This window comes from Kitasatospora sp. NPDC127111 (assembly GCF_042677465.1).
In the GTDB taxonomy this organism is placed as follows: Bacteria; Actinomycetota; Actinomycetes; order Streptomycetales; family Streptomycetaceae; genus Kitasatospora.
Window position 1 is genome coordinate 217,713 of record NZ_JBHXTG010000001.1, and the last position, 23,987, is coordinate 241,699.

Genomic DNA, 23,987 nt, shown 5'->3' on the forward strand with positions numbered 1-23,987 from the left:
GCGCCGGACGGGCTGGCGCCGAGCGCCCACGTAGAGGGCGCACTCGTCGAAGGCACGCTCGTCCAAGGCACGCTCGTCCAAGGCACGCTCGTCGACGGCGCACTCGGATGAGCGAGGAGGCGGGCCCCGACCCGGTGGCGGCGGTGGCCAAGGCGGCGGGCGCGGCGTCCGGGGTGAGCCGGGCGGGCCTGATCGGGATCTCGGTCGGCGTGGTCGCGGCCGGCGCGGCCGCCGGCGTGGCGATCGAGCGGCTGACGGTCAGCCGGGCGACCCGCCGCCGGGCCCGCGCCGAACTGGACGCCAACGCGCCGTACGGCTCGCTGCGCGGCCGCCCCTGCACGGTGACCGCCGCCGACGGCACCGAGCTGTACGTCGAGCTGGACGGCCCGGGCTGGCCCGAGTCCGTCCGGCCGCTCTCCCCGGCACCGCGGTCGGCACCGGCACCGGCACCAGGACGGGCACCGGAGCCCGCGCCGCAGCCCGGGGACTCGCAGCCCGGGGACTCGCAGCCCGGACCGGACTCGCGGCTCGGCCCCGAAGCGCGGGCGGAGTCCGCGGGCGGCGGCCCGGCGGCCGTCCGGCGCGGCTGGTTCGCCCGCCGCCGTCCGGACGCCACCGGGGACGGCGGCACCGCGCCCACCGCCACGGCGACCGCCGTCACCACCGCGCCCACCGCCACCGCGCCCGTCGCGCCCGCCACCGCGCCCCTCGACGGCGAGCCGCTGACCGTGGTCTTCTGCCACGGCTACTGCCTCAACCAGGACAGCTGGCACTTCCAGCGCGCCGCCCTGCGCGAGGGCATGCGGCTGGTCTTCTGGGACCAGCGCAGCCACGGCCGCTCCGAGCGCTCCCGCTCCTACCTGGCCGGCGAGCCCGCGAGCATCGACCAGCTGGGCCGGGACCTCAAGGCCGTGATCGACGCCGTGGCGCCGACCGGGCCGCTGGTCCTGGTCGGCCACTCGATGGGCGGCATGACGGTGATGGCGCTGGCCGACCAGCACCCGGAGCTGTTCCGGGAGCGGGTCGCCGCGGTCGCCCTGGTCGGCACCCTGGCGGGCAACTGGGACGCCGTCACCCTCGGCCTGCCGGCGGCCGGGGCCAAGCTGTTCAAGAAGGTCGCGCCGGGCGTGATGAAGCTGCTCGGCCGTCAGGTGGAGCTGGTGGAGGCGACGCGCCGGCTGGGGGCGGACGTCAGCGCCGTCTTCTACCGGAAGTTCTCGTTCGGCGGGAAGGACGTCGACCCGGGCGTGGTCCGGTTCGCCGAGCAGTTGCTGGACGCTACCCCGATCGACGTGGTGGCCGAGTTCTACCCGGTCTTCGGCGTGCACGAGAAGTCCGCCGCCCTGGCCGCCCTGCGCGGCATCCCCACCCTCGTGCTGGCCGGCACCAAGGACCTGCTGACCCCGCCCGGCCACAGCGAGGCGATGGCCGAGCAGCTGCCGGGCGCCGAACTGGTCCTGATCGAGGACGCCGGCCACCTGGTGATGCTGGAGCGCCCCGACCTGGTCGACCGGCGGCTGGCCGCCCTGCTCAAGCAGGCGGTCGACTTCCGGCGGGCGGCCCCGCTGCCGCCCTCCGTCCGCGAACTGGTCTGAACGCCCGGCGGCCCGGACCCTCGCGAAGAGGGCCCGGGCCACCGGCGTACCGGACGCGCTACCGCGTCCGCGGGTGTCAGGCGTCCGCGTCGGCCGTGCGGCGGCGCAGCACGACCAGCGTGCCGACGCCGGCGGCCAGGACGACGGCGCCGCCCGCGGCGATGGCCGTGGTGTTGTCGTCGGCACCGGTGGTCGCCAGGTTCGGCCCGGCGGACGGGCGCTTGGCGGCCTTCGCCTTGGCCTGGGTGACCACCGCGGCGGACGGCGCCGGGGCCTTGATCGCGGCCGGGGCGACGCGGCAGCGGTGCTCGCGGAGGTGGCCGGAGCGGGCTTGGCGGAGCCGGTGGGGGCGGCCGGGGCGCTCGGCGTGCCGGACGCGAGCCGGTCGCCGAAGCCGAAGCCGGCGTCGTGGCCGAGGCCGAGGCGGAGGCGGTGGCGGTGGCGGACCCGGTGGCCGAGGGCTGATGAGGCTCTTTGAAACCAAACCCGGCCAGTGTTGCCCCGGTTCCTCCCGTGGCTGACGGTTGAACAACGTGGGGCCTCGGGTGAGCGGGAATCGAGTGGGGCGCTGATCAACTGCTCAGTAGGCTCCAGCGCATGTTCGAGTACCACGGCTGGATCAAGGTTCTGGAGAACGCCGGTGCTGACGATGAGGAGCACGACGACGACCGTTTCCGGCTGGTCGTCGGGGGCATCGAGGAGCGCATCCGGGAGATCGACAGCCGTTATCTGCTTGATCTGCGGTGGATGAACGGGGAGGTGTTCGTTCACTTCGGCGGCTTTGCGAACCACCGTGACGCGGAGATCCCGGCGTTCTTCCGCGAGGTCGGTGAGCGGGCGCCGGGTTCCTATGGTCTGCTGCATGTGCGCGATGACGAGGACCCCGGTCACGAGAACGAGGTCCTCGTCATCAGGATGGTCCGCGGGCAGGTGAGCGAGCACGCGGATTCGCTGCTGTCACCCTGCGTCCCGGTGCTGGAGGACCCGTTCCCGGGGTAGGACGTGAGGTCGGTCAGACCCTGGGCAGGGGGACGACGTCGTTGGTCGGTTGCGGGATGGTCGGTCGGGCGGCGTCCAGGGTGGCCAGCAGGGCGACGATGGTGACGGGCTGGTCGCAGTGCGGGCAGTTGCGGATCGTGGGGGGGCGCGAGCCTGTCGCCGGCGAGGGTCGAGGCGCTGGCGGCAGCGCGGGCATCGCGGGGCCGGCGGCGATCGCGGGGCGGTTGGGCAGGGGTTCGCCGAGGCGGCGGGCCCGCCGTTCGTCGCGCTCGCGGTCGCGGGTCTTCTCCGCATCGCGGCGGCAGCGCGGCGAGCAGTAGACCTGGCGTACCCGGGCCTCGTGGGTGAACTCGTTTCCGCAGTTCGGGCAGTTCTTGACCACCGGTGGGGGCGGCGCGGGGCAGCGGGGGCCGTGGCCGGTCCGGACGGGGAACGGGGGAGGACGCCAGCCGGAGCCCGGGAGCCTCCGGCGATCGGGGTCGTCGCTGGTCAGAGCGGTGATCGGCAAACCGGGTCACACCGGGACGAGCCATGGCCGTCCCGTGGCCGACCTCGTGCCGCCCACCCCGAGCCACCCGCCGGGCCCGGGGCCGGAGCGCGGGCGGGCGGGGATGTGGCACCGTAGCGGGGGCGCCCGGTGGTCGGAGCGCCGCCGTACGGCACGTACCGAAGGGCTTGAATCGCGCATGGGCTCGCACGCCACTCTCACCGTCGCCACTCCCGAGCGGATGGGCCGGCTCGGAAGGGAGCTGGCCGCGCTGCTGCGGCCGGGGGACCTCGTGCTGCTCTCCGGCGAGCTGGGCGCCGGGAAGACCACGCTGACCCGGGGACTGGGGGAGGGGCTGCAGGTGCGCGGTGCGGTCACCTCGCCGACCTTCGTGATCGCCCGGGTCCACCCGTCGCTGGTCGGCGGGCCGGCGCTGGTGCACGTGGACGCGTACCGGCTGGGCGGGGACCTGGACGAGATGGAGGACCTCGACCTGGACGTGTCGCTGCCGGAGTCGGTGGTGGTGGTCGAGTGGGGCGAGGGCAAGGTCGAGCGGCTGTCCGACGACCGGCTGGAGGTCCGGATCGAGCGGGCCCTCGGAGCCACGGCGGAGGGGGACGACGAGGACCCGCGCCGGGTGGCGCTGACCGGGATCGGCCCGCGCTGGGCCGGGGTGGAGCTGGCCGGGCTCGCCTGATCCGGCCCGCGGCCGGGGCGGGCCCCGCACCGGCCTTTGCCGACAGGCTGTCGGCAAAGTGTTGCGGGCGGGGGACCGGGCGTGATGGGATGGGTGCTGCGGTTAGGTCTGCCTAACTAGGGAGGCGCCATGTCGAGCACCACCCCCGCCCCGGAGCGCGCGCCGCGCGGCGCCGGGGCCGGAGAGCCCGCCCGCAGTGTCCAGGGCGAGCCGATGCGAGCCCTGCTGGCCGCCTGCGCGGCCGCCGAGGCGGTCTCCACCCCGCCCGAACGCCGCGAGAACGCCGAGGACTCCGGCGCGCCCGCCGAACCGGTGGCAGACACCCCGCGCGCCGCCTGATCACCTGACCACGTGACCACGTGATCACCTGGTCACCTGGTCATCGACGTCACCGGCACCGTCCGAGCGCCGGTGGCACCCGGGCACCGGCGACAGCTGAGCACCGGTGGCACCTGAGCCCCGGAGACACCTGGGCGCCGGCGCCCGCCGTCACGACGGGCGCCGTGGAACGACCGCCGGTCAGGCGATCACGACCACCTTGGTGCCGTTCGGCGCGAAGTCCCAGAGCAGCTGGCCGTCCTGGCGGCTGCTGCGGATGCCGCCGGTCTTGGTCTTGGGGTCGGCGGTCGGCGTGGCGCCGTCCACGGCCGCGCTGAAGCCGAACACCACGCCGTTCTGCTGGGCGAAGCGCACCACGTGCTCGATCTGCCGGCCGTCGGTGCCCGTGGTGGTCGGGGTCCGGCTGTAGACCGGGTAGCTGCCGGGGGCCGGCTCCACCGAGCCGGGGGTCACCGCGTAGGCGGCCACCACCTGCGGGTTCTTCTTGGGGTCGACCAGCCAGACGTGGTGGCTGCCGACCGAGTAGACGACCCGCAGCCCGGTGCCCGAGGTGGCGGGCAGCGCCGGGACGGTCGGGGTGGCCGAGGCGGTGGGGGTGGCCGAGGCGACCGGTCCGCTCGACGACGCGGAGACGCTGGCACTGGGCCGGGCGCCGCCTGCGCGCTCCTGTGCGCCGCTGGCCTGGAAGGCCAGCAGGCTCACCACCGCCAGGGCCCCCAGGGTCAGCCCCGTGACCACCACTCCAGGACCCATCTTCGCCACGTGTGCTCCCACCGCCGTCCCAAAACCCGTCGGGCCCCATCGTGCCAGGTCCGTCGGCCCGGACCCGCACGACGTAGGACGTGTGTTCCGAACCCGGACGCGTAGTCGATCGGCCGGAGCAAGACCGGAGCCGGACCGGAGCCGGACCGGGCCCCACAGAGGGCGGAACCGGAGCAGAACCGGGGCGGAACCGGTCACCGAGCCGGAGTGGACCCCGGGCGGGGCCGGGTGCGGCAAGACCGGCGGCCGTCCTCCCCGCCGACCGGTCTAACCTTGACCCGTGCTGCTGCTCGCGTTCGACACCGCTACCCCCGCCGTCACCGCCGCCGTCCACGACGGCACGGCCGTCCTCGCCGAGACCGACCAGGTCGACGCCAGGCGCCACGGCGAACTGCTCCTGCCCGCCATCGACCGGGTGCTGCGGACGGCCGGCGTCGACAAGCACCGGTTGACCGGCATCGCGGTGGGCGTCGGTCCCGGCCCGTACACCGGACTGCGGGTCGGCCTGGTCACCGCCGCCGCGCTCGGCCACGCGCTCGGCGTGCCGGTGCACGGCGTCTGCACCCTGGACGCGATCGCCCACGCGGCCCGCACCGCGGGCCTGGCCGGCGAGCCGTTCACGGTGGCCACCGACGCGCGCCGCAAGGAGGTCTACTGGGCCTCGTACGACGCCGACGGCCGCCGCACCGAGGGCCCGGCGGTGGACCGCCCGGCCGAGCTGAGGCCGCGGCCGCGCGCGGTCGGCGCGGGCGCGCTGCTCTACCCGGACACCTTCCCCGGCGCGCACGGACCGGAGCACGTCTCCGCCGGCGCCCTGGCCGACTTCGCCGCCGGCGAGCTGGCCGCCGGGCGCGAGCTGCTGCCCAACGTGCCGCTCTACCTGCGCCGCCCGGACGCCCAGGTGCCGGCCGGCTACAAGGCGGTGCTCCCGGCGTGACCGGCCCGACCGGCGTGACCGGCATGACCGGTCCGAGCAGCGCCGACAGTCCGACCAGCGCCGACAGTCCGAGCAGCGCCGACAACCCGGGCGGCCCGGACGGTGCCGTGACCACCGTCACCCTGCGCCCGATGCGCTGGTGGGACATCGCACCGGTGATGGAGCTGGAGCTGGAGCTCTTCCCGGAGGACGCCTGGTCCCCCGGGATGTACTGGTCCGAGCTGGCCGAGACGCACCCGGGCGGCACCCGCCACTACACCGTCGCCACCACCGACGACGGCGCCGTCGTCGGCTACGCCGGGCTGATGGTGGTCGCCGGCGAGGGCGACGTGCAGACCATCGCCGTCGACCACCGCCTCCAGGGCGCCGGCCTCGGCGCGGCGCTGCTGACCGACCTGATCCGGGAGGCCGCCCGGCGCGGCTGCGCGGAGCTGCTGCTGGAGGTGCGGGTGGACAACCCGCGCGCCCAGCGGCTGTACGAGCGGTTCGGCTTCGAACCGGTCGGCATCCGGCGCGGCTACTACCAGCCGGCCAACGTCGACGCGCTGGTGATGCGCCTCGACCACCCAAGCATCGAACCGAAGGACCTGAAGGAAACCCGAAATGGCTGACGAACCGCTCGTCCTCGGCATCGAGACCTCCTGCGACGAGACCGGCGTCGGCATCGTCCGGGGCACCACCCTGCTCGCCGACGCGGTGGCCTCCAGCGTCAACGACCACGCCCGGTTCGGCGGCGTCGTCCCGGAGATCGCCAGCCGCGCGCACCTGGAGGCGATGGTCCCGACCATCCAGCGCGCGCTGGACACCGCCGGCATCAAGGCCACCGACCTGGACGGCATCGCCGTCACCGCCGGCCCCGGCCTGGCGGGCGCGCTGCTGGTGGGCGTCAGCGCCGCCAAGGCGTACGCGTGGGCGCTGGACAAGCCGCTGTACGGGGTCAACCACCTCGCCTCGCACATCTGCGTGGACCAGCTGGAGCACGGCCGGCTGCCGTCGCCGACGATGGCGCTGCTGGTCTCCGGCGGGCACTCCTCGCTGCTGCTCAGCGAGGACATCACCACCGACGTCCGCCCGCTCGGCGCGACCATCGACGACGCGGCCGGCGAGGCCTTCGACAAGGTGGCCCGGGTGCTCGGCCTGGGCTTCCCCGGCGGCCCGGTGGTCGACCGGACCGCCCGCGAGGGCGACCGCAAGGCGATCGCCTTCCCGCGCGGCCTGACCGGCCCGAAGGACCCGGAGTACGACTTCTCCTTCTCCGGCCTGAAGACCGCCGTCGCCCGCTGGGTGGAGGCGAAGCGCCGGGCCGGTGAGGACGTGCCGATCGCCGACGTCGCGGCCTCGTTCCAGGAGGCGGTCACCGACGTCCTGACCCGCAAGGCCGTCAAGGCGTGCAAGGACAACGGCGTCGACCACCTGATGATCGGCGGCGGGGTGGCGGCCAACTCGCGGCTGCGCGAGATGGCCCAGCAGCGCTGCGACAGGGCCGGCATCCGGCTGCGGGTGCCGCGTCCGGGCCTGTGCACCGACAACGGCGCGATGGTCGCCGCGCTCGGTGCCGAGATGGTCTGGCGCGACCGCGCGCCCTCCTCCTTCGACCTGTCGGCCGACTCCTCGCTGCCCGTCACCGACGTCCACGTGCCGGCGGTGACGGCCGGGCACGGCGACTTCCACGGCCAGGCGTACCAGGCACTGGCCGGGGAGAAGTGACCGTGCCGGAGGGGACCACCACCGCCGCGATGTGGGAGGCCCGGGCCGCCGAGGGGCGCGGCGCCGAGCTGGCCGCCTGGGTGCGCGGGACGGCACTGCCCGCGCTGCGCGGTTCGGCCGGCCTGGTCCGCACCGAGCTGTTCGGCGGGCCGGGCGACCGGGTGCTGCTGATCACCTGGTGGACGGGCGAGCCGGTGCCGGTCGCCGAACCGCCCGCGGAGCTGATCGGCCGTCCGGTGCACCGCTGGTCCTTCGTCAGCGAGCATGTGGAGTAGCCGCTCACGGGCCTGATCGGGAACCGATCACCCGACCGCTACCGTGCATAGCTGAGAGAAGGCTGGACGGGACCGGGGAGCGGGCGCGGTGGCGAGGTACGGGCGGGGCAGGACGAGGACGTACGCGGTGGGGGCACTGGCCCTGCTGGCGGCCGCCACCGGCTGCGGCGGTGGCGGCGACGGCAAGCCGGGCTCCGCCGGCAGCACGCCCCCGGCCGCGGTGCAGCCCTCCGGCCCCGGGGCGGCCCCGGCCGGCAAGGCCCCGGCGGCCACGCCCGCCGCCGCCCCCGCCGCCGGGGACGCGGCGGCCTGGGCGAAGTGGAACCTCAAGCCGCTGCCGGCCGCCCCCGCGGCCCCGGCCGACAAGCCGGTCAAGCTCGAACGGACCAGCCCGGTACCGGTGTTCAGCGAGGTGAAGACCACCGACAAGGTCGTCTTCATCACCATCGACGACGGTGCCGAGAAGGACCCGAAGTTCGTCGAGATGCTGACCGACCTCAAGGTGCCGGTCTCGATGTTCCTGACCCGGGACATCGTCAAGGACAACTACGGCTACTTCAAGCCGCTCCAGGCGCTCGGCAACCACGTCCAGAACCACACCGTGGACCACCCGGTGATGAGCAAGATCCCGCCGGAGAAGCAGAAGTCCGAGATCTGCGACGCGCAGTCGGCGCTCACCCAGCAGTACGGCGCCGCGCCGCTGCTGTTCCGCCCGCCGTTCGGGGACGGTGCCAACACGCCGACCCTGAACGGCTCGGTGCAGCAGTGCGGGCCGCGCGCGATCGTGCTCTGGCGCGAGTCGATGCAGATCCACGACATGCAGTACCAGGCGGCGGACAAGAAGCTGAGGCCCGGCGACATCATCCTCGCCCACTTCCGCGGCCCGAAGGAGCTCAAGGGCGCGACGATGACCCAGATGTTCGGCGACCTGCTGGCCCGGATCCAGGAGCAGGGCTTCGCGGTGGGCCGCCTGGAGGACTACATCCAGGCGCCCGCGTCCTGACGACGGGTCCGGGGCGCGACGAGCCTAGGAGGCCCGCACGGGCTGCCCGAGCATCATCAGCGGCCCGTGGTCGGTGCGGCTGAGGATCACCGTGACGGTGTTCGGGCCGCTCGGCTTCAGCTGGCGGCGCAGCTCCTCCGGGGTGATCGCCATCCCGCGCTTCTTGATCACCACCGTGCCGACGCCGCGCTCGCGCAGCAGCGCCTTGAGCTTCTTGATGTGGAACGGCAGCACGTCGGTGAGTTCGAAGGCGTGCGCGTACGGGGTGGCGACCAGCTCGTCCGAGGTCAGGTAGGCGATCTTCGGGTCGATCAGCCGGCCGTTCACCTGCTCGGCGACCTCGGCGACCAGGTGGGCCCGGATCACCGCGCCGTCCGGCTCGTACAGGTAGCGGCCGACCGGGCCGGCCGGCGGGTCGGGCAGGTCGCCGCCGGCGAGACTGGCCTGCTGGGGGAGCAGGGTGGCCCGGTGCGGGCGGTCGGCGCGGGTGCCGAACCAGAGCACCGCCTCCTTGACGTCGCCGTGGTCGGAGACCCACTCGGCCTCGGCGTCCGCCGGCACGGCCTCGTGCGGGATGCCCGGGGCGACCTTCAGCGCGCCGACGGGTGTGCGCCGGCCGGCCTCGATCGCCCAGGAGAGCGGCGGGGCGTACGCCTCGGGGTCGAACACCCGGCCGCGCGAGGTCCGCCGGGCCGGGTCGGTGAAGACCGCGTCGAAGCCGGTGACGTCCACCTCGGCCACGTCCGCGCAGCGCACCTCGACCAGCTCGGCCAGGCCCAGCGCGGCGGCGTTGGCGGCGGTGGCCGCGCAGGCGGCCGGGTCCTTGTCGACGGCCAGCACCTCGATGCCGGCCCGGGCCAGCGCCAGCACGTCCCCGCCGATCCCGCAGCAGAGGTCGGCCAGCCGCTTCACGCCCAGTCCGGCGAAGCGCCGGGCCCGCCACTCGGCGACGCTGCGGCGGGTGGACTGCTCGACCCCGTTGGGCGTGAAGTACATGAGGTCGGCGTCCGCGCCGAACTTGGCCCGCGCCCGCTGCCGCAGCCGCGCCTGCCCGAACGCCGCCGACACCAGCTCCGCGGGGTGCTCCCGTCGCAGCCGGGTGGCCAGCGCCAGCTCCTCCTCGGGCGCGAACTCGCGCAGTTCGGCGAGCAGGGACTGCCCCCGGGGGGTCAGCAGGGGCTGCAGGTTCTCGGTGTCCACAGGGCCATTCTCGCCGTTCACGGCCCGGGGTGGCCCGCCGCGGGCCCGGGACGGCGGCGGGCGGTGGGCGGTGGGAAGGCGGCCGCCCCGCTGGCCCGTCGTCGCACACGAGTGCGGCCACTCGCCCGTACCGCGGGACGCGCGGGCGTGCCGTTGGCACTCTGGTTGACTGAGTGCTAACCGCGGCCTATGGTCGTCCTTGGCACTCTCCCCATGGGGAGTGCTAACGCGATGACGCGTGTCTGACCCCCGCGACGGCAGGCCCGCAGGTTCGCCACCTACCCGTTAGAAAACCCCGTAATCTCCGAAGGGGAGCTCGGACGTGACCACCAGCAGCAAGGTTGCCATCAAGCCGCTCGAGGACCGCATCGTGGTCCAGCCGCTCGACGCCGAGACCACCACGGCCTCCGGCCTGGTTATCCCGGACACCGCCAAGGAGAAGCCCCAGGAGGGCGTCGTCCTGGCCGTCGGCCCGGGCCGCTTCGAGGACGGCCAGCGTCTGCCGCTCGACGTCGCCGTCGGTGACATCGTCCTGTACTCGAAGTACGGCGGCACCGAGGTGAAGTACCAGGGCGAGGAGTACCTCGTCCTCTCGGCCCGCGACGTCCTCGCGATCATCGAGAAGTAAGACGTTCCAGCCCGCCCCGGATCCGTGTCCCAAGTGACAGGGGCCCGGGGCGTGGTTGTTGGTTCACGTAGTCGAGCGGCCGTCCCGCCGGCCGCAGCCCCGAGGGAATAGGGAACATGGCGAAGATCCTGCAGTTCGACGAGGACGCCCGCCGCTCGCTGGAGCGCGGTGTCAACAAGCTGGCCGACACCGTCAAGGTGACCATCGGCCCCAAGGGCCGCAACGTCGTCATCGACAAGAAGTTCGGCGCCCCGACCATCACCAACGACGGTGTCACCATCGCCCGTGAGGTCGAGCTGGACGACCCGTACGAGAACCTTGGCGCGCAGCTCGTCAAGGAGGTCGCCACCAAGACCAACGACGTCGCGGGTGACGGCACCACCACCGCCACCGTGCTGGCCCAGGCCCTGGTCAACGAGGGTCTGCGCAACGTCGCCGCCGGTGCCGGCCCGGCCGCCCTGAAGAAGGGCATCGACAAGGCCGTCGCCGCCGTCTCCGAGCACCTGCTGTCCGTCGCCCGCGAGATCGAGGGCAAGGACGACGTCGCCGCCGTCGCGTCCCTCTCCGCGCAGGACACCCAGGTCGGCGAGCTGATCGCCGAGGCGATCGACAAGGTCGGCAAGGACGGTGTCATCACCGTCGAGGAGTCGAACACCTTCGGCGTGGAGCTGGACTTCACCGAGGGCATGCAGTTCGACAAGGGCTACCTGTCGCCGTACTTCGTCACCGACGCGGAGCGGCAGGAGGCGGTCCTGGAGGACCCGTACATCCTGATCAACCAGGGCAAGATCTCCTCCATCCAGGAGCTCCTGCCGCTGCTGGAGAAGATCCTGCAGGGCGGCTCCTCCAAGCCGCTGCTGATCATCGCCGAGGACGTCGACGGCGAGGCGCTGTCCACCCTCGTGGTGAACAAGATCCGCGGCACCTTCAACGCGGTCGCCGTCAAGGCCCCGGGCTTCGGTGACCGCCGCAAGGCGATCCTGGGCGACCTGGCCACCCTGACCGGCGGCACGGTCATCTCCGAGGAGGTCGGCCTCAAGCTCGACCAGGCCGGTCTGGACGTGCTGGGCACCGCCCGCCGCGTGACCATCACCAAGGACGAGACCACCATCGTCGAGGGTGCCGGCGACGCCGAGGCCGTGGCCGGCCGCGTGGCCCAGATCAAGGGCGAGATCGCCAACACCGACTCCGACTGGGACCGCGAGAAGCTGCAGGAGCGCCTGGCCAAGCTGGCCGGCGGCGTCTGCGTCATCAAGGTCGGCGCCGCCACCGAGGTGGAGCTGAAGGAGCGCAAGCACCGCCTGGAGGACGCCATCTCGGCGACCCGCGCCGCGGTCGAGGAGGGCATCGTCGCCGGCGGCGGCGCCTCCCTGGTCCACGCCGCCAAGGTGCTGGACGGCGGCCTGGGCCTGTCGGGCGACGAGGCGACCGGTGTCGCGGTCGTCCGCAAGGCGCTGCACGAGCCGCTGCGCTGGATCGCCCAGAACGCGGGCCTGGAGGGTTACGTCATCACCTCCAAGGTCTCCGAGCTGGAGACCGGCCAGGGCTACAACGCCGCCACCGGCGAGTACGGCGACCTGGTCAAGGCCGGCGTCATCGACCCGGTCAAGGTGACCCGCTCCGCGCTGGAGAACGCCGCCTCGATCGCCTCCCTGCTGCTCACCACCGAGACCCTCGTGGTGGAGAAGAAGGAGGAGGAGGCCGACAACGGTCACGGCCACTCGCACGGCGGGCACGGCCACTCCCACTGACGCCTGGCGTCCGCCGAACCGCTCGGCAGCCGGAGGCCCGGTCCGCGCCCCGATGGGGTGCGGGCCGGGCCTCCCGGCGTTCCGCGGCGGTTCGGCGTACGCTGCGCTTGGGGCTTCAGTTATCAGGAGAATTTTGCGGACGGCAAAGCTTGCCTTATAACTGAGGCATGATCGAGGCCCGCCACCTGCGCGTCCTGCGTGCCGTCGCCCGCACCGGCTCCTTCTCCGCCGCCGCCCGCGAGCTGGGCTGCACGCAGCCCGCCATCAGCCAGCAGATGAAGGCCCTGGAGAAGTCCGTCGACACCCCGCTGGTGGTCCGCTCGGGGCGCGGCATGCAGCTGAGCGAGGCCGGGCGGGTGCTGCTCAAGCACGCCACCGGCATCCTGGCCGGCCTCTCCGCCGCCGAGGAGGAGGTGGCGGCGATCGCCGGGCTGCGGGCCGGACGGGTGCGGCTGGTGTCCTTCCCCACCGCCAGTTCCACCCTGGTGCCGCCCGCCGTCGCCCGGCTGCGGGACAGCCATCCGGGGGTGCGCGTGTCGCTGGTCGAGGCGGAGCCGCCGGAGTCGCTGGCGATGCTGCGCGCCGGCGAGTGCGAGGTCGCGCTGGCCTTCCGCTACCCGCAGGCCCCCGGCGGCGCCCCGGCGGCCCCCGCGCCCGCCCACGGCACGCCGCGGGAGGCGCGGGCCGAGGCCAACCTGGAGGCGCAGCAGCTCAGCGCCGGCGCCGACTGGTCCGACCTCGTGGTCACCCCGCTGCTGGACGACCCGCTGGTGGGCCTGCTGCCGGCCGCGCACCCGCTGGCCGGCCGGGCCGGCGGGGACGGTCCGGTGGAGCTGGCCGAGCTGGCCGGGGAGCAGTGGATCGCCGGCTGCCCGCAGTGCCGGGGGCACCTGGTGGAGCTGTGCGCGGGGGCGGGCTTCGAGCCCCGGATCGACTTCGCGACCGACGACTACCCGGCGGTGGTCGGCCTGGTGGCGGCCGGGCTCGGGGTGGCGGTGCTGCCGGGGCTGGCGCTGGAATCGGTGCGCCATGACGGTGTGTCGGCGGTGCCGGTGCGGACCGCAGCGGGGGCGCCGGCGGTGCGGCAGGTGGTCGCGCTGACCCTGCCGGACCTGGCCGAGGTGCCGGCCGTGGCGCTGATGCTGGAGCGGCTGGCGGGTGCGGCCGCGGGGCGCTGACCCCGGATCACCCGCCCGGGCGGCCCGAAGCGCCGCGAAGAAACGTTTCTCCACGGCGTGGCGCGGCCCGGCGATTAGCGCTGCAGCCCCGTCGGCGCGGTCAGCGGCACCTCCACCAGGCGGTTGCGCGAGCGGCCCATCATCTCCTCGCGCTCGTCCTCGGTCAGGCCTCCCCAGACGCCGTAAGGCTCCCGGACCGCCAGCGCGTGCGCGGCGCACTCGGTCCGTACCGGGCATCGCATGCAGACCTCCTTGGCGCTGGCCTCGCGCGAACTTCGCGCGGCCCCGCGCTCGCCCTCGGGGTGGAAGAAGAGCGAGCTGTCCACGCCGCGGCAGGCCGCGGAGAGCTGCCAGTCCCAGAGGTCGGCGTTGGGACCGGGGAGGCGGGAGAAATCTGCCATGGCTCATTCCCTTCAGAGGCTCGTCGGCCGGGGGCCGGCCGCCAGCGGACTGGCCGGCACGGCGGGCTTCGATGCGCTGGTGTGGACACCTGGAAATATGACTTACGGCAACTCCATGGACAAGTCACCCACAGAGTGGCACAACAGTCAATGACCATACGAAAGCTATAAAAACGGGCAAAGTGGGCATGGAGTCCGGCGGGCGCAGTCGTGGCAATCGGGTGGCCGACGGGCGCGCGGCACTCGGCGCCGGTGTGCGGGTCGTACGCCGACCGCGCGCGAGCTGCACAAAAGTGCGGCGTGTGCACCGCGATGCGGCTGATCGGTAACGGGTCGGCCACGTACAGTGGTGGAGATGGCCCTGAAGGCCGTAACTCATTCGAGTGACGGTCGTTGGAAGTGCGGAGGCGGTTAGCGGGCGCCGGACGTCGGGAACGATCGCGGGGAAGTTCAGGCGATCGGCACGGAGTCCGTCGCCAATCGGCCGTGTCGGAGAGATTCGTACCAGCCAGGAGGCTCAACGTGACGCGGATCAGCTGCGGAGGACGACGGTCATGACTTCCGTTCTCGTTTGCGACGATTCCCCGCTCGCCCGCGAGGCGCTTCGCCGCGCGGTCGCGACCGTACCCGGCGTCGACCGGGTCACCACCGCGACGAACGGGGAGGAGGTCCTCCGCCGCTGGGTGGCCGACCGCTCCGATCTCGTTCTGATGGACGTCCGGATGCCCGGGCTCGGCGGCGTCGAGACCGTCCGGCGGCTGCTGTCCGCCGACCCGGGCGCGCGGATCATCATGCTCACCGTCGCCGAGGACCTCGACGGCGTCGCCCTCGCCGTGGCCGCCGGCGCCCGCGGGTACCTGCACAAGGACGCCTCGCGCGCCGAGCTGCGGGCCACCGTCACCCAGGCCCTCGCCGACCCGACCTGGCGGCTCGCCCCGCGCCGGCTGCGCAGCCCCGACATGGGTGCCGCGCCGACGCTGACGGCGCGTGAGATCCAGGTGCTGGAGGGCATGAGCCACGGCCGCAGCAACGCCGAGATCGGCCGCGAGCTGTTCCTCTCCGAGGACACCGTCAAGACCCACGCCCGGCGGCTGTTCAAGAAGCTCGGCGCCTCGGACCGCGCGCACGCGGTGGCCCTGGGCTTCCGGTGGGGCCTGGTCCGCTGACCACCGGCGGCCCCGCCGGCCTCGGCGGGCTGCTCGCGATTCCTCCCGCAGGGGCGTGTGACGTTACGGTCCCGAGGTTGCACCATGGAGTGGTGGAGCACCTCGGGGACCAGCGGACAGGCACTGCGGCGAACCACGCAGCCGCAGGACACTCGGCGGACGGCGCGACGGACGGGACCACCACCGACAGCGGCGGGGCGGGAGGCGGCACGGTGCAGGAGGGGCCGGTGGTGCGCGCCGGCGCGGCGCTCGGCGTCGCAGCGCATAACGTTCCGGTGCACAACTCCGGACGCGGTGCCGCGTTTTCCCGCTCGACCAGGCACCATGGACCGATGCGCGACGACGTTGCCGGTACTACCGGCGAGGCGGACCCGGTGGAGGCCGAGCCCTCCGGCCCGGGCCACGATCCGTCGTACGCGGATCCCGGTGACGGCGGGCCGGACCACGGCGACCACGTCGCCGGCGTGGACACGGCCGTCCGCGAGGCGGCCGTCGGCGGGATCGGCCCCGGCCGGGCACCGGTGCTCGGCACCGGCGGCTCCCCGCTGGTCGGCGAGCTGGTCGCGGCCGCCGTGCGCGGCGAGGGCCCGGCGATCGACGCGCTGCTCGCCTACGTCCACCCGCTGGCCCTGCGCTACTGTCGCGGCCGGCTGGTCCGGCTGCCCGGCGGCGCCCGGCACCACGTGGACGACGTCGCCCAGGAGGTCTGCGTGGCGGTGCTCTGCGCGCTGCCGCGCTACCGGGACCAGGGCCGGCCGTTCGAGGCCTTCGTCTACGGCATCGCCGCCCACAAGATCGCCGACCTGCAGCGGGCCGCGATGCGCGGGCCCGGCTCGACGGTGATCCCGCCGGACGACCTGCCGGAGGTGCCGGACGAGGCGCTCGGGCCCGAGGAGCGGGCGCTGCTCAGCAGTGACGCCGCCTGGGCCAAGGAGCTGCTCTCCAACCTGCCGGCTCGTCAGCGCGAGCTGGTGCTGCTGCGGGTGGCCGCCGGGCTGTCGGCGGAGGAGACCGGCGAGGTGCTGGGGATGTCCCCCGGTGCCGTGCGGGTCGCCCAGCACCGCGCGCTCAGCCGGCTGCGGGCGCTCGCGGAGGAGTCCTCCTGACCGCTGCCCCGGCCGGAATGAGCCGGGGGTGCCGGGTGTTGTCAAGGGCACACGAGGTCACATTCGCGGTGCCAGTACCATGGGGTATCGGCGCCTGGGCGGGTCGCCAAAGTTTCCACGGTGCGAGTGGGGTTTCCTTGGAGGTTCCTCCAATAGCATCGAGCTTTCGGCGGTCTGAGCGAGTGAGCGACGACAGCGCCCCCACCCTCAGGGCGCGAGCGGATTAGGCCGGCCACGGAAGGTACCCCCGAAATGCCCATTAACAATGGCGTCAACGCCGCAGGCGTACCCGAGAAGTTCGCGATGCTCGGGCTCACGTACGACGACGTGCTGCTGCTGCCCGGGGCCTCCGAGGTGCTGCCGAACCAGGTCGACACCTCCTCGCGGGTCTCCCGGAACGTGCGCGTCAACATCCCGCTGCTCTCCGCGGCGATGGACAAGGTCACCGAGTCGCGGATGGCCATCGCGATGGCCCGCCAGGGCGGCGTCGGCGTCCTGCACCGCAACCTGTCGGTCGAGGACCAGGTCAACCAGGTCGACCTGGTGAAGCGCTCCGAGTCCGGCATGGTCACCGACCCGATCACGGTCGGCCCGGAGACCACCCTGGCCGAGGCCGACGCGCTCTGCGCCAAGTTCCGGATCAGCGGCGTGCCGATCGCGGACGAGGCGGGCAAGCTGCTCGGCATCGTCACCAACCGCGACATGGCCTTCGAGTCGGACCGCAGCCGCCAGGTCCGCGAGATCATGACCCCGATGCCGCTGATCACCGGCAAGGTCGGCATCTCCGGCGAGGACGCGATGGCGCTGCTCCGCCGCCACAAGATCGAGAAGCTGCCGCTGGTCGACGACGAGGGCCGGATCAAGGGCCTGATCACCGTCAAGGACTTCGTCAAGGCCGAGAAGTACCCGAACGCCGCCAAGGACGCCGAGGGCCGTCTGCTGGTCGGTGCCGCCGTGGGCGCCAGCGCCGAGGCGTTCGACCGGGCCCAGGCCCTGGTCGAGGCGGGCGTCGACTTCCTGGTCGTGGACACCTCGCACGGGCACAGCCACAACGCGCTGGCCTGGATCGAGAAGATCAAGTCGGCCGTCCGGGTCGACGTGGTCGGCGGCAACGTCGCCACCCGCGACGGTGCCCAGGCGCTGATCGACGCCGGCGTGGACGGCGTCAAGGTCGGCGTCGGCCCCGGCTCCATCTGCACCACCCGCGTGGTCGCCGGCATCGGCGTCCCGCAGGTCACCGCGATCTACGAGGCCGCCCAGGCCTGCCGGGCGGCCGGCGTTCCGGTCATCGGCGACGGCGGCCTGCAGTACTCCGGCGACATCGGCAAGGCGCTCGCCGCCGGTGCCGACACCGTGATGCTGGGCTCCCTGCTGGCCGGCTGCGAGGAGTCCCCGGGCGAGCTGCTGTTCATCAACGGCAAGCAGTTCAAGTCCTACCGCGGCATGGGCTCGCTGGGCGCGATGCAGTCCCGCGGCCAGGCGAAGTCCTTCTCCAAGGACCGCTACTTCCAGGGCGAGGTCACCTCCGACGAGAAGCTGATCGCCGAGGGCATCGAGGGCCAGGTGCCCTACCGCGGTCCGCTGTCGGCCGTGCTGTTCCAGCTGGTCGGCGGTCTGCGCCAGACCATGGGCTACGTCGGTGCCGCCACCATCGCCGAGATGGAGAGCAAGGGCCGCTTCGTCCGGATCACCTCGGCGGGCCTCAAGGAGAGCCACCCGCACGACATCCAGATGACCGTCGAGGCGCCGAACTACACCAGCCGCGGCTGACCGCACGCTCGGCAGAGGCCCGTCACCCCGGGGGTGGCGGGCCTCTCCGCGTGTCCGCACCCCGGCCGTCGGGGCGCGGCGCGCCGGGCCGGAGGCACCGCGTCCACGCCCTGGAGGCGAGCGCGCGAGGCGCAGGTGGTGCGGGATACTGGGGGCGGCCGGGGTGACCCGGCGGGCATGAGCAACAAACCAGAAGGGCTCGAAGTGACTGAGATCGAGATCGGGCGAGGCAAGCGCGGCCGCCGGGCGTACGCCTTCGACGACATCGCCGTCGTCCCCAGCCGCCGTACGCGTGACCCGAAGGAGGTCTCGATCGCCTGGCAGATCGACGCCTACCGCTTCGAGCTGCCGTTCCTGGCCGCCCCGATGGACAGCGTGGTCTCGCCGCAGCAGGCCATCGCGATCGGCCGCCTCGGCGGTCTGGGCGTGCTGAACCTGGAAGGCCTCTGGACCCGTTACGAGGACCCGCAGCCGCTGCTGGACGAGATCGCCTCGATCACCGACGAGGCCGCCGCCACCCGCCGGCTGCAGGAGATCTACGCCGCGCCGATCAAGGCCGAGCTGATCAAGCAGCGGATCCAGGAGGTCCGCGACTCCGGCGTGGTCACCGCCGCCGCGCTCTCCCCGCAGCGCACCGCCGAGTTCTCCAAGGCCGTCGTGGACGCCGGCGTCGACGTCTTCGTCATCCGCGGCACCACCGTCTCGGCCGAGCACGTCTCCAGTGCCGCCGAGCCGCTCAACCTCAAGCAGTTCATCTACGAGCTGGACGTCCCGGTGATCGTCGGCGGTTGCGCCACCTACACCGCCGCGCTGCACCTGATGCGCACCGGTGCCGCCGGCGTGCTGGTCGGCTTCGGCGGCGGCGCCGCCCACACCACCCGCAACGTGCTCGGCATCCAGGTGCCGATGGCCACCGCCGTCGCCGACGTGGCCGCCGCCCGCCGCGACTACATGGACGAGTCCGGCGGCCGCTACGTGCACGTGATCGCGGACGGCGGCGTCGGCTACAGCGGTGACATCCCGAAGGCCGTCGCCTGCGGCGCCGACGCGGTGATGATCGGTGCCGCGCTGGCCCGCGCCACCGACGCGCCCGGCAAGGGCTTCCACTGGGGCATGGAGGCCGTGCACGAGGAGCTGCCGCGCGGCAAGCGGGTGGACCTCGGCACCGTCGGCACCACCGAGGAGATCCTCACCGGCCCGTCGCACACCCCCGACGGCACCATGAACCTGTTCGGCGCGCTGCGCCGTGCGATGGCCACCACCGGTTACACGGAGCTCAAGGAGTTCCAGCGGGTCGAGGTCACGGTCAACCCGGCGCTCGACCACCGCTGAGCCGCACGGACCCGTCAGAGCCCCCGTCGGACCCCGTCCGGCGGGGGCTCCGGCTATTGCGGCGAGGCGGTGCGGCGGGTGAGCAGGAAGCCGCCGATCACGGCGATGCCGTAGAAGGCGAGGTCCACCGGGTGCCGGTCGGCGCGCCAGAGCGGCAGGGCGTCGCCGAGCAGGTCGCCGAACGGGGTGCCGTCCAGCCGGTGCAGACGCAGCGTCCGGCCGAGCAGCTGGCCGAGGAAGAGCGCCCCGGCCGCCAGCAACGCGCCCAGCGGGGGCAGCAGGCGGTTGCGGCCGCCGAGCCGGCCGAGCGGCCAGGCGACGGCCGCGGCCAGCGCGATGGCCAGCCAGCCGATGGCGCCCTCGACCCGGGCCGCGGCGGCGCCGTACGCGAGCGCGCCGGCCAGCATCGCGGCGACGGCGGCCGTCACGGCGACGCCGGTCCGGCGGTGCCGGGCGGGCCCTCCGGCGGGTTCCGGGTGGTAGCCGGCCACCGGTGTGCCGGGCATGCCGGGGGCGACGTAACCCTCGGGTGCCTCGGGTTCGGGCGCCAGCGAGAAGTGCTGTGCCGTTCGTGGCCGTCCCGACTGGCCGTCAGCGCCCGGTTCGGGTGCGGTCATGGGCGTCGAATCCCCCCGGAAAGACTGTGAGCTGCCGAACGTTAGCAGCGTGTCGGGACGATCCGACAGGGTTTTCGATCACAGATCGGGCACGGAGCGCCGGGTCCGGCCAGGACCGGTACCAGGGTGGCCGGGGGCCGGGTGGTCGAGGGCCCACGGGACAGGGGATGATGGAGGCTTGGCGTTCTGGCCCGGCGTCGGGCCGACGCGCAGTCACCTCGACCGGCCAGCACCACATGGGGGAACGTTCCGAATGACCCAGGCGCAGGGTTCCACCGGCCGCCTCCTGGCCGGACGCTACCGGTTGGACGCGGTGCTCGGGCGCGGCGGTATGGGTACCGTCTGGCGCGCCGAGGACGAGATGCTCGGCCGGATCGTCGCGGTCAAGGAACTGCGGATGAACGGCAGCGTGGAGGAGGACGAGAAGCACCGGCTGATCGTCCGGACGCTGCGCGAGGCCAAGGCGACGGCGCGGATCCGGCACAACTCGGCGGTCACCGTCTTCGACGTGGTCGAGGAGGACGACCGGCCGTGGATCGTCATGGAGCTGGTCGAGTCCCGCTCGCTGGCCGACGTGATCAAGGAGGACGGCCCGCTGGCGCCCGCCCGGGCCGCCGAGATCGCGCTCGACGTGCTGGGCGTGCTCAGCGCCGCGCACGCGCTCGGCATCCTGCACCGGGACGTGAAGCCGTCCAACGTGCTGATCGGCGAGGACGGCCGGGTGGTGCTCACCGACTTCGGCATCGCCAGCGTGGAGGGGGACGCCTCGGTGACCTCCACCGGCATGCTGGTCGGCGCGCCCTCGTACATATCCCCGGAGCGGGCCCGCGGGCAGAAGCCCGGTCCGCCGGCCGACCTCTGGTCGCTGGGCGGCACGCTGTACGCCATGGTCGAGTGCCGGCCCCCGTACGACCGGGGCTCGGCGCTGGCCACCCTGACCGCGGTGATGACCGAGGAGCTCAGCCCGCCCCTGAACGCCGGGCCGCTGCTGCCGGTGATCGAGGGGCTGCTGGCGAAGGACCCGGCCGAGCGGCTGGACGCCTCGCAGACCCGGTCGATGCTGAAGCGGGTGGTGGCCGACGCCACCGCGCGGGCGGAGTCGACCACCGAGCACGCGATGCCGGTGAAGGCGTCGGGCGAGTCCACGGCGAAGGCGGCGGACGAGGCACCGCAGGCCCCGGCCGGGCCGACGGCGAAGCGGCCGGTCGGCGGGCTGCTCGGCACCGTCCGGGTCGGCAGCCGGGCCGCGGACGCCGGGACCACGGGCACCGACGGGACGGACGGGAGCGCCGGGACCGCCGGGGCGGCGGCCGTCGCGAAGCCGCGGGCCGAGGGCGGTGCGCCCGCGGCCGAGCCGATCCGGCCGGTGACCAGCGAATGGACGCTCGGCGCGACCCAGGCGGCCGGCGCGGACCCGCGCACGGGCCGGCGGCGGCTGGCCGTGGTGACCGCGGTGCTGGTGCTGGTGCTGATCGCCGGGGTGGTCGCGGTGGTGCAGGCCCTCGGCGGCTCGGACGACCACCCGACCAAGGGCGCGGGCAGCAGCGGCCCGGTGGCGGCCACCACCTCCGCCGCCGGCGCCACCGAGAGCCAGGCCGCGACGGCCCCGGCGGCTCCGGCCACCTCGGCGGGCGCCCCGGCCACGGGCTCCCCGGGGGCCAGTGCCCCGGCGGCCGCGCCCAGCAGCGCGGCGGCCCCGGCCCAGACCCCGCCCACGCAGCCGGCCGCCCCGGCCGCGACCCCGTCGGCCCCCGCCGCGACGACCCCTGCCGCTCCGGCCGCTCCGGCCGTGCCCGCCGGGTTCCACGAGTACAAGGACCCGTCCGGCTTCTCGGTGGCGCTGCCGGACTGGCTGCAGCCCGCCGGCTCGGACTCCAACCGTCGCATCTTCAAGGGCGGCAACGGCAGCCAGCTGCGGATCGAGTGGACCACCACGCCCGGCCCGAGTGCCGTCGCCGACTGGCAGGAGTCCGAGCCCTCGGTGCGCGGCCAGGTCAGCAACTACCAACGGGTGAACCTTTCGGCGATCACCTACCGGCAGTGGACCAACGCGGCCGACTGGGAGTGGACCAACGGCACGCCCAAGATGCACTCGCTCAACCGGGGCTTCGTCACCGGCACCCCGGCCAAGTACGGCTACTCGATCTACTGGATCGTGCCGGACGCGGACTGGGGTGCGCAGGCGAGCGTCCGGGACGTCGTGTTCAGCACCTTCCAGCCCGCGCCCTAGGCACCTCGGGCACCCCGGGCGCGGGGCGTTCAGCCGATCAGGCGCTGCTTGGCGCGGCTGAACTCCTCGGGGGTGAGCGCGCCGGAGGCGTGCAGGGCGGCCAGCCGCTCCAGCTGGTCCAGCAGTTCGGCACCGGAGGCGGCGGGCGCGGCGGCCGGCGCGGCCTGCTCCCGCTGGGCGGCGTTGCGGGCCAGCCGGGCGGCCGCCCGCACCTGCTCGGCGAACACCTCGGCCTTGACCACGTCCTCGAACCGGTGCGAGCCGGTGAGGGCGACCACCAGCAGCACCTCTCCGTTGATCCGGGTCTTCGTGACGGTCGCGTCGGTCACCGCGGACAGCGGAACCGGGACGGGCGGCTTGCCGTCCTTGAGGAAGAGCAGCCGGTGGGTGGTGAGGACCAGCACGCCCTTGCGGAAGTGGTCGGGGTGTCGCCCGGCCGTCGACGCGACCGGCTTCTCGTCGGGTGCGACGCTCGCCTCGACGGTGCGCAGGGCCGTGGCCCGGGTGTCACTGCTGCTGTTGCCGGCCACGTCGAAGGCCGCATCGATCAGATCGGTCCAGTCCATGGGACCGAGCCTAATGCGGCACGCCGACTAGGCTGGGGCGCGAGCGAGAGGAACACGCATGCGAGCGGGCCCGGGTCAGGTGCTGGCGGGGCGTTACCGGCTGACGGACCGTCCGGATCCACTGCGCGCCCTCGCCGTGGACGAGCGGACCGGTGACGTCGTCCGGTTGCACGGGCTGGAGCTGCCCGCGGTGCTGACCAGCGGTCAGGACCCGGACGAGCCGGTGCCCGAGCAGGCCGAGCGGCTGGTCCGCCGGGTGGCGGCGGCCGGGGCCGCGGCTCCGGTGCACCCCAGGCTGCTCCAGGGGACGGGCGTGTTCGCCGACGGCGAGTTGCTCTGGACGGTCGAGGAGGAGCCGGCCGGGGTGCCGCTGGCCGAGCTGGCCGAAGCCGGGCCGGTGCCGCCGTACCGGGCCGCCGAGCTGGCGGCCGACCTGGCCGGCGCGCTGCGGGCCCTGCACGAGGCGGGGCTCACGCACGGCAATCTGACCGCGGGTTCGGTGCTGGTCTGCGAGGACGGCGCGGCGATGCTGGGCGGTCTGCTCCCGGGGGTGGCCGAGGAGGCGCTGGCCGAGGAGCTGGGCGGGCCCGGCGGGCGCCGCCGGTACGAGGTGCGGGCCACCCTGGTCGGTCCGGTGGCGGAGCGCTGGCCGCTGGACGGCGGCCCGGCGGGTGACTGCTGGGCGCTGGGCGTGCTGATCCAGCGGCTGGTGACCGGCCGCTCGCCGTTCCCGGACCGGGACGTGCCGGAACTGGTGACGGCGGTGCGCGACGGCCGGCGGGAGCCCTCGACGGTGTGCGGGCCGCTGGCGCCGCTGGTGGAGCGGCTGCTGCAGCCGGACCCGTCGCTGCGGCCGACCGCGGCCGGGATCCGGCGGGAGCTGGCGGACCTGCTGGTGGGCGCGCCGGAGCCGGCCGACGAGGAGCGGACGGCGCGGGCGCTGGCGCTGCGGCCGGAGGCGCCGCTGGTGCCGCTGACACCGCGCCGGCGCGGCCGGGGCGGGCCGTCCGGGGAGGCGGTGGGGGCGGCCGCCGGGCCGGGGCCGGACCGGAGGCCGCTGATACCTCCGGCGCTGCTCGGGCCGGTGCTGGTCGGCGGGGTCTTCCTGCTGCTGGTGCTCGGGGTGGCGGCCGTGGTGCTGTTCGCGGGCTGATGTTCGCAGGCTGACGGTGCCCGGCCGACCGGTGCCGCCGGTCCGGCGGGCGGGGGAGATTACCGGGGTGCGGGCAGTGCGCCTAATG

At 74.1% G+C, this 23,987-nt stretch carries 25 protein-coding genes; 18 read left to right on the plus strand and 7 right to left on the minus strand.

What is annotated here, in order from left to right; all coding sequences use genetic code 11:
* Positions 1-107: 107 nt before the first annotated feature.
* A complete protein-coding gene (locus ACFVHB_RS01110) occupies positions 108-1,595 on the plus strand; it encodes an alpha/beta fold hydrolase (RefSeq protein ID WP_380314117.1) in 1,488 nt (495 codons plus the stop codon).
* Positions 1,596-1,671: 76 nt separating this feature from the next.
* On the opposite strand, the gene ACFVHB_RS01115 is transcribed toward ACFVHB_RS01110, so the two are convergent.
* Positions 1,672-1,848, minus strand: coding sequence for an LAETG motif-containing sortase-dependent surface protein (locus tag ACFVHB_RS01115; protein ID WP_380314118.1), 177 nt, complete (start codon positions 1,846-1,848; stop codon positions 1,672-1,674).
* A gap of 344 nt (positions 1,849-2,192) precedes the next feature.
* Between ACFVHB_RS01115 and ACFVHB_RS01120 the strand changes: the two genes are divergently transcribed.
* A complete protein-coding gene (locus tag ACFVHB_RS01120) occupies positions 2,193-2,594 on the plus strand; it encodes an Imm7 family immunity protein (RefSeq protein ID WP_380314119.1) in 402 nt (133 codons plus the stop codon).
* A gap of 13 nt (positions 2,595-2,607) precedes the next feature.
* Here ACFVHB_RS01120 and ACFVHB_RS01125 read toward each other — a convergent pair whose 3' ends face one another.
* Positions 2,608-2,976: a hypothetical protein gene (locus ACFVHB_RS01125; RefSeq protein ID WP_380314120.1), complete on the minus strand. Its 369-nt coding sequence runs from the start codon at positions 2,974-2,976 to the stop codon at positions 2,608-2,610.
* 304 nt (positions 2,977-3,280) lie between these two features.
* Between ACFVHB_RS01125 and tsaE the strand changes: the two genes are divergently transcribed.
* Positions 3,281-3,778, plus strand: coding sequence for a tRNA (adenosine(37)-N6)-threonylcarbamoyltransferase complex ATPase subunit type 1 TsaE (gene tsaE, locus ACFVHB_RS01130; protein ID WP_380314121.1), 498 nt, complete (start codon positions 3,281-3,283; stop codon positions 3,776-3,778).
* Positions 3,779-3,907: 129 nt separating this feature from the next.
* Positions 3,908-4,117 (plus strand): hypothetical protein, encoded by a 210-nt coding sequence (locus ACFVHB_RS01135; RefSeq protein WP_380314122.1) that lies wholly within the window; start codon positions 3,908-3,910, stop codon positions 4,115-4,117.
* 180 nt (positions 4,118-4,297) lie between these two features.
* Here ACFVHB_RS01135 and ACFVHB_RS01140 read toward each other — a convergent pair whose 3' ends face one another.
* Positions 4,298-4,870, minus strand: coding sequence for a hypothetical protein (locus ACFVHB_RS01140; RefSeq protein ID WP_380314256.1), 573 nt, complete (start codon positions 4,868-4,870; stop codon positions 4,298-4,300).
* 289 nt (positions 4,871-5,159) lie between these two features.
* On the opposite strand from ACFVHB_RS01140, the gene tsaB reads away from it, so the two are divergent.
* From tsaB to ACFVHB_RS01165, 5 genes are all read left to right on the plus strand, one after another.
* Entirely contained in the window at positions 5,160-5,816 is a 657-nt protein-coding gene (tsaB, locus tag ACFVHB_RS01145; RefSeq protein ID WP_380314123.1) for a tRNA (adenosine(37)-N6)-threonylcarbamoyltransferase complex dimerization subunit type 1 TsaB, read from the plus strand.
* A gap of 131 nt (positions 5,817-5,947) precedes the next feature.
* The gene (gene rimI, locus ACFVHB_RS01150; RefSeq protein ID WP_380314257.1) at positions 5,948-6,427 is read left to right on the plus strand and encodes a ribosomal protein S18-alanine N-acetyltransferase; all 480 of its coding nucleotides are present in this window, start codon (positions 5,948-5,950) and stop codon (positions 6,425-6,427) included.
* Positions 6,420-7,523, plus strand: a complete 1,104-nt coding sequence (tsaD, locus tag ACFVHB_RS01155; protein ID WP_380314124.1) for a tRNA (adenosine(37)-N6)-threonylcarbamoyltransferase complex transferase subunit TsaD — start codon at positions 6,420-6,422, stop codon at positions 7,521-7,523. Before rimI ends, tsaD begins: the two co-directional genes overlap by 8 nt.
* A 2-nt stretch (positions 7,524-7,525) precedes the next feature.
* Entirely contained in the window at positions 7,526-7,798 is a 273-nt protein-coding gene (locus ACFVHB_RS01160; RefSeq protein ID WP_380314125.1) for a hypothetical protein, read from the plus strand.
* Between the two features lie 127 nt (positions 7,799-7,925).
* Positions 7,926-8,801 (plus strand): polysaccharide deacetylase family protein, encoded by an 876-nt coding sequence (locus tag ACFVHB_RS01165; RefSeq protein WP_380314126.1) that lies wholly within the window; start codon positions 7,926-7,928, stop codon positions 8,799-8,801.
* Between the two features lie 24 nt (positions 8,802-8,825).
* Here the strand turns inward: ACFVHB_RS01165 and ACFVHB_RS01170 are convergent, their stop codons facing one another.
* The gene (locus ACFVHB_RS01170) at positions 8,826-10,022 is read right to left on the minus strand and encodes a methyltransferase domain-containing protein (protein WP_380314127.1); all 1,197 of its coding nucleotides are present in this window, start codon (positions 10,020-10,022) and stop codon (positions 8,826-8,828) included.
* A gap of 301 nt (positions 10,023-10,323) precedes the next feature.
* Between ACFVHB_RS01170 and groES the strand changes: the two genes are divergently transcribed.
* The 3 genes from groES to ACFVHB_RS01185 all read left to right on the plus strand — a co-directional run bounded on the left by groES (position 10,324) and on the right by ACFVHB_RS01185 (position 13,558).
* Entirely contained in the window at positions 10,324-10,629 is a 306-nt protein-coding gene (groES, locus tag ACFVHB_RS01175) for a co-chaperone GroES (RefSeq protein WP_014136232.1), read from the plus strand.
* Between the two features lie 116 nt (positions 10,630-10,745).
* Complete coding sequence (gene groL / locus ACFVHB_RS01180) at positions 10,746-12,380, plus strand: chaperonin GroEL (protein ID WP_380314128.1); 1,635 nt, start codon at positions 10,746-10,748, stop codon at positions 12,378-12,380.
* A gap of 167 nt (positions 12,381-12,547) precedes the next feature.
* Entirely contained in the window at positions 12,548-13,558 is a 1,011-nt protein-coding gene (locus ACFVHB_RS01185) for a LysR substrate-binding domain-containing protein (protein WP_380314129.1), read from the plus strand.
* A 74-nt stretch (positions 13,559-13,632) separates the two neighbouring features.
* On the opposite strand, the gene ACFVHB_RS01190 is transcribed toward ACFVHB_RS01185, so the two are convergent.
* Complete coding sequence (locus ACFVHB_RS01190; RefSeq protein ID WP_360187126.1) at positions 13,633-13,959, minus strand: WhiB family transcriptional regulator; 327 nt, start codon at positions 13,957-13,959, stop codon at positions 13,633-13,635.
* Positions 13,960-14,513: 554 nt separating this feature from the next.
* On the opposite strand from ACFVHB_RS01190, the gene ACFVHB_RS01195 reads away from it, so the two are divergent.
* The 4 genes from ACFVHB_RS01195 (at position 14,514) to ACFVHB_RS01210 (ending at position 19,333) form a co-directional block, all read left to right on the plus strand.
* On the plus strand, positions 14,514-15,125 hold the full coding sequence (locus ACFVHB_RS01195; protein WP_014136228.1) for a response regulator transcription factor: 612 nt from the start codon (positions 14,514-14,516) through the stop codon (positions 15,123-15,125).
* Positions 15,126-15,646: 521 nt separating this feature from the next.
* Positions 15,647-16,231, plus strand: coding sequence for an RNA polymerase sigma factor ShbA (gene shbA, locus ACFVHB_RS01200; RefSeq protein ID WP_380314258.1), 585 nt, complete (start codon positions 15,647-15,649; stop codon positions 16,229-16,231).
* Between the two features lie 252 nt (positions 16,232-16,483).
* On the plus strand, positions 16,484-18,001 hold the full coding sequence (gene guaB, locus ACFVHB_RS01205) for an IMP dehydrogenase (protein WP_380314130.1): 1,518 nt from the start codon (positions 16,484-16,486) through the stop codon (positions 17,999-18,001).
* A gap of 204 nt (positions 18,002-18,205) precedes the next feature.
* Entirely contained in the window at positions 18,206-19,333 is a 1,128-nt protein-coding gene (locus ACFVHB_RS01210; protein WP_380314131.1) for a GuaB3 family IMP dehydrogenase-related protein, read from the plus strand.
* Between the two features lie 53 nt (positions 19,334-19,386).
* Here the strand turns inward: ACFVHB_RS01210 and ACFVHB_RS01215 are convergent, their stop codons facing one another.
* Complete coding sequence (locus tag ACFVHB_RS01215) at positions 19,387-19,950, minus strand: hypothetical protein (RefSeq protein WP_380314132.1); 564 nt, start codon at positions 19,948-19,950, stop codon at positions 19,387-19,389.
* A 253-nt stretch (positions 19,951-20,203) separates the two neighbouring features.
* Between ACFVHB_RS01215 and ACFVHB_RS01220 the strand changes: the two genes are divergently transcribed.
* Positions 20,204-22,180 carry a serine/threonine-protein kinase gene (locus ACFVHB_RS01220; RefSeq protein ID WP_380314133.1) on the plus strand — a complete coding sequence of 659 codons (1,977 nt, stop codon included), beginning with the start codon at positions 20,204-20,206 and terminating at the stop codon, positions 22,178-22,180.
* A 29-nt stretch (positions 22,181-22,209) separates the two neighbouring features.
* Here the strand turns inward: ACFVHB_RS01220 and ACFVHB_RS01225 are convergent, their stop codons facing one another.
* Positions 22,210-22,746 carry an SHOCT domain-containing protein gene (locus ACFVHB_RS01225; protein WP_380314134.1) on the minus strand — a complete coding sequence of 179 codons (537 nt, stop codon included), beginning with the start codon at positions 22,744-22,746 and terminating at the stop codon, positions 22,210-22,212.
* A gap of 58 nt (positions 22,747-22,804) precedes the next feature.
* Here ACFVHB_RS01225 and ACFVHB_RS01230 point away from each other — a divergent pair, with 58 nt between their 5' ends.
* A complete protein-coding gene (locus ACFVHB_RS01230; RefSeq protein ID WP_380314135.1) occupies positions 22,805-23,899 on the plus strand; it encodes a protein kinase in 1,095 nt (364 codons plus the stop codon).
* Positions 23,900-23,987 lie beyond the last annotated feature (88 nt).

Coding starts and splice junctions, on each gene's coding strand:
- ACFVHB_RS01185 (WP_380314129.1), top strand. CDS start 12,548: ATGATCGAGGCCCGCCACCTGCGCGTCCTGCGTGCCGTCGCCCGCACC.
- ACFVHB_RS01230 (WP_380314135.1), top strand. CDS start 22,805: ATGCGAGCGGGCCCGGGTCAGGTGCTGGCGGGGCGTTACCGGCTGACG.
- ACFVHB_RS01135 (WP_380314122.1), top strand. CDS start 3,908: ATGTCGAGCACCACCCCCGCCCCGGAGCGCGCGCCGCGCGGCGCCGGG.
- ACFVHB_RS01110 (WP_380314117.1), top strand. CDS start 108: ATGAGCGAGGAGGCGGGCCCCGACCCGGTGGCGGCGGTGGCCAAGGCG.
- ACFVHB_RS01195 (WP_014136228.1), top strand. CDS start 14,514: ATGACTTCCGTTCTCGTTTGCGACGATTCCCCGCTCGCCCGCGAGGCG.
- ACFVHB_RS01120 (WP_380314119.1), top strand. CDS start 2,193: ATGTTCGAGTACCACGGCTGGATCAAGGTTCTGGAGAACGCCGGTGCT.
- tsaE (WP_380314121.1), top strand. CDS start 3,281: ATGGGCTCGCACGCCACTCTCACCGTCGCCACTCCCGAGCGGATGGGC.
- ACFVHB_RS01190 (WP_360187126.1), bottom strand. CDS start 13,959: ATGGCAGATTTCTCCCGCCTCCCCGGTCCCAACGCCGACCTCTGGGAC.
- tsaD (WP_380314124.1), top strand. CDS start 6,420: ATGGCTGACGAACCGCTCGTCCTCGGCATCGAGACCTCCTGCGACGAG.
- ACFVHB_RS01215 (WP_380314132.1), bottom strand. CDS start 19,950: ATGACCGCACCCGAACCGGGCGCTGACGGCCAGTCGGGACGGCCACGA.
- ACFVHB_RS01140 (WP_380314256.1), bottom strand. CDS start 4,870: ATGGGTCCTGGAGTGGTGGTCACGGGGCTGACCCTGGGGGCCCTGGCG.
- groL (WP_380314128.1), top strand. CDS start 10,746: ATGGCGAAGATCCTGCAGTTCGACGAGGACGCCCGCCGCTCGCTGGAG.
- ACFVHB_RS01225 (WP_380314134.1), bottom strand. CDS start 22,746: ATGGACTGGACCGATCTGATCGATGCGGCCTTCGACGTGGCCGGCAAC.
- guaB (WP_380314130.1), top strand. CDS start 16,484: ATGCCCATTAACAATGGCGTCAACGCCGCAGGCGTACCCGAGAAGTTC.
- ACFVHB_RS01220 (WP_380314133.1), top strand. CDS start 20,204: ATGACCCAGGCGCAGGGTTCCACCGGCCGCCTCCTGGCCGGACGCTAC.
- rimI (WP_380314257.1), top strand. CDS start 5,948: ATGCGCTGGTGGGACATCGCACCGGTGATGGAGCTGGAGCTGGAGCTC.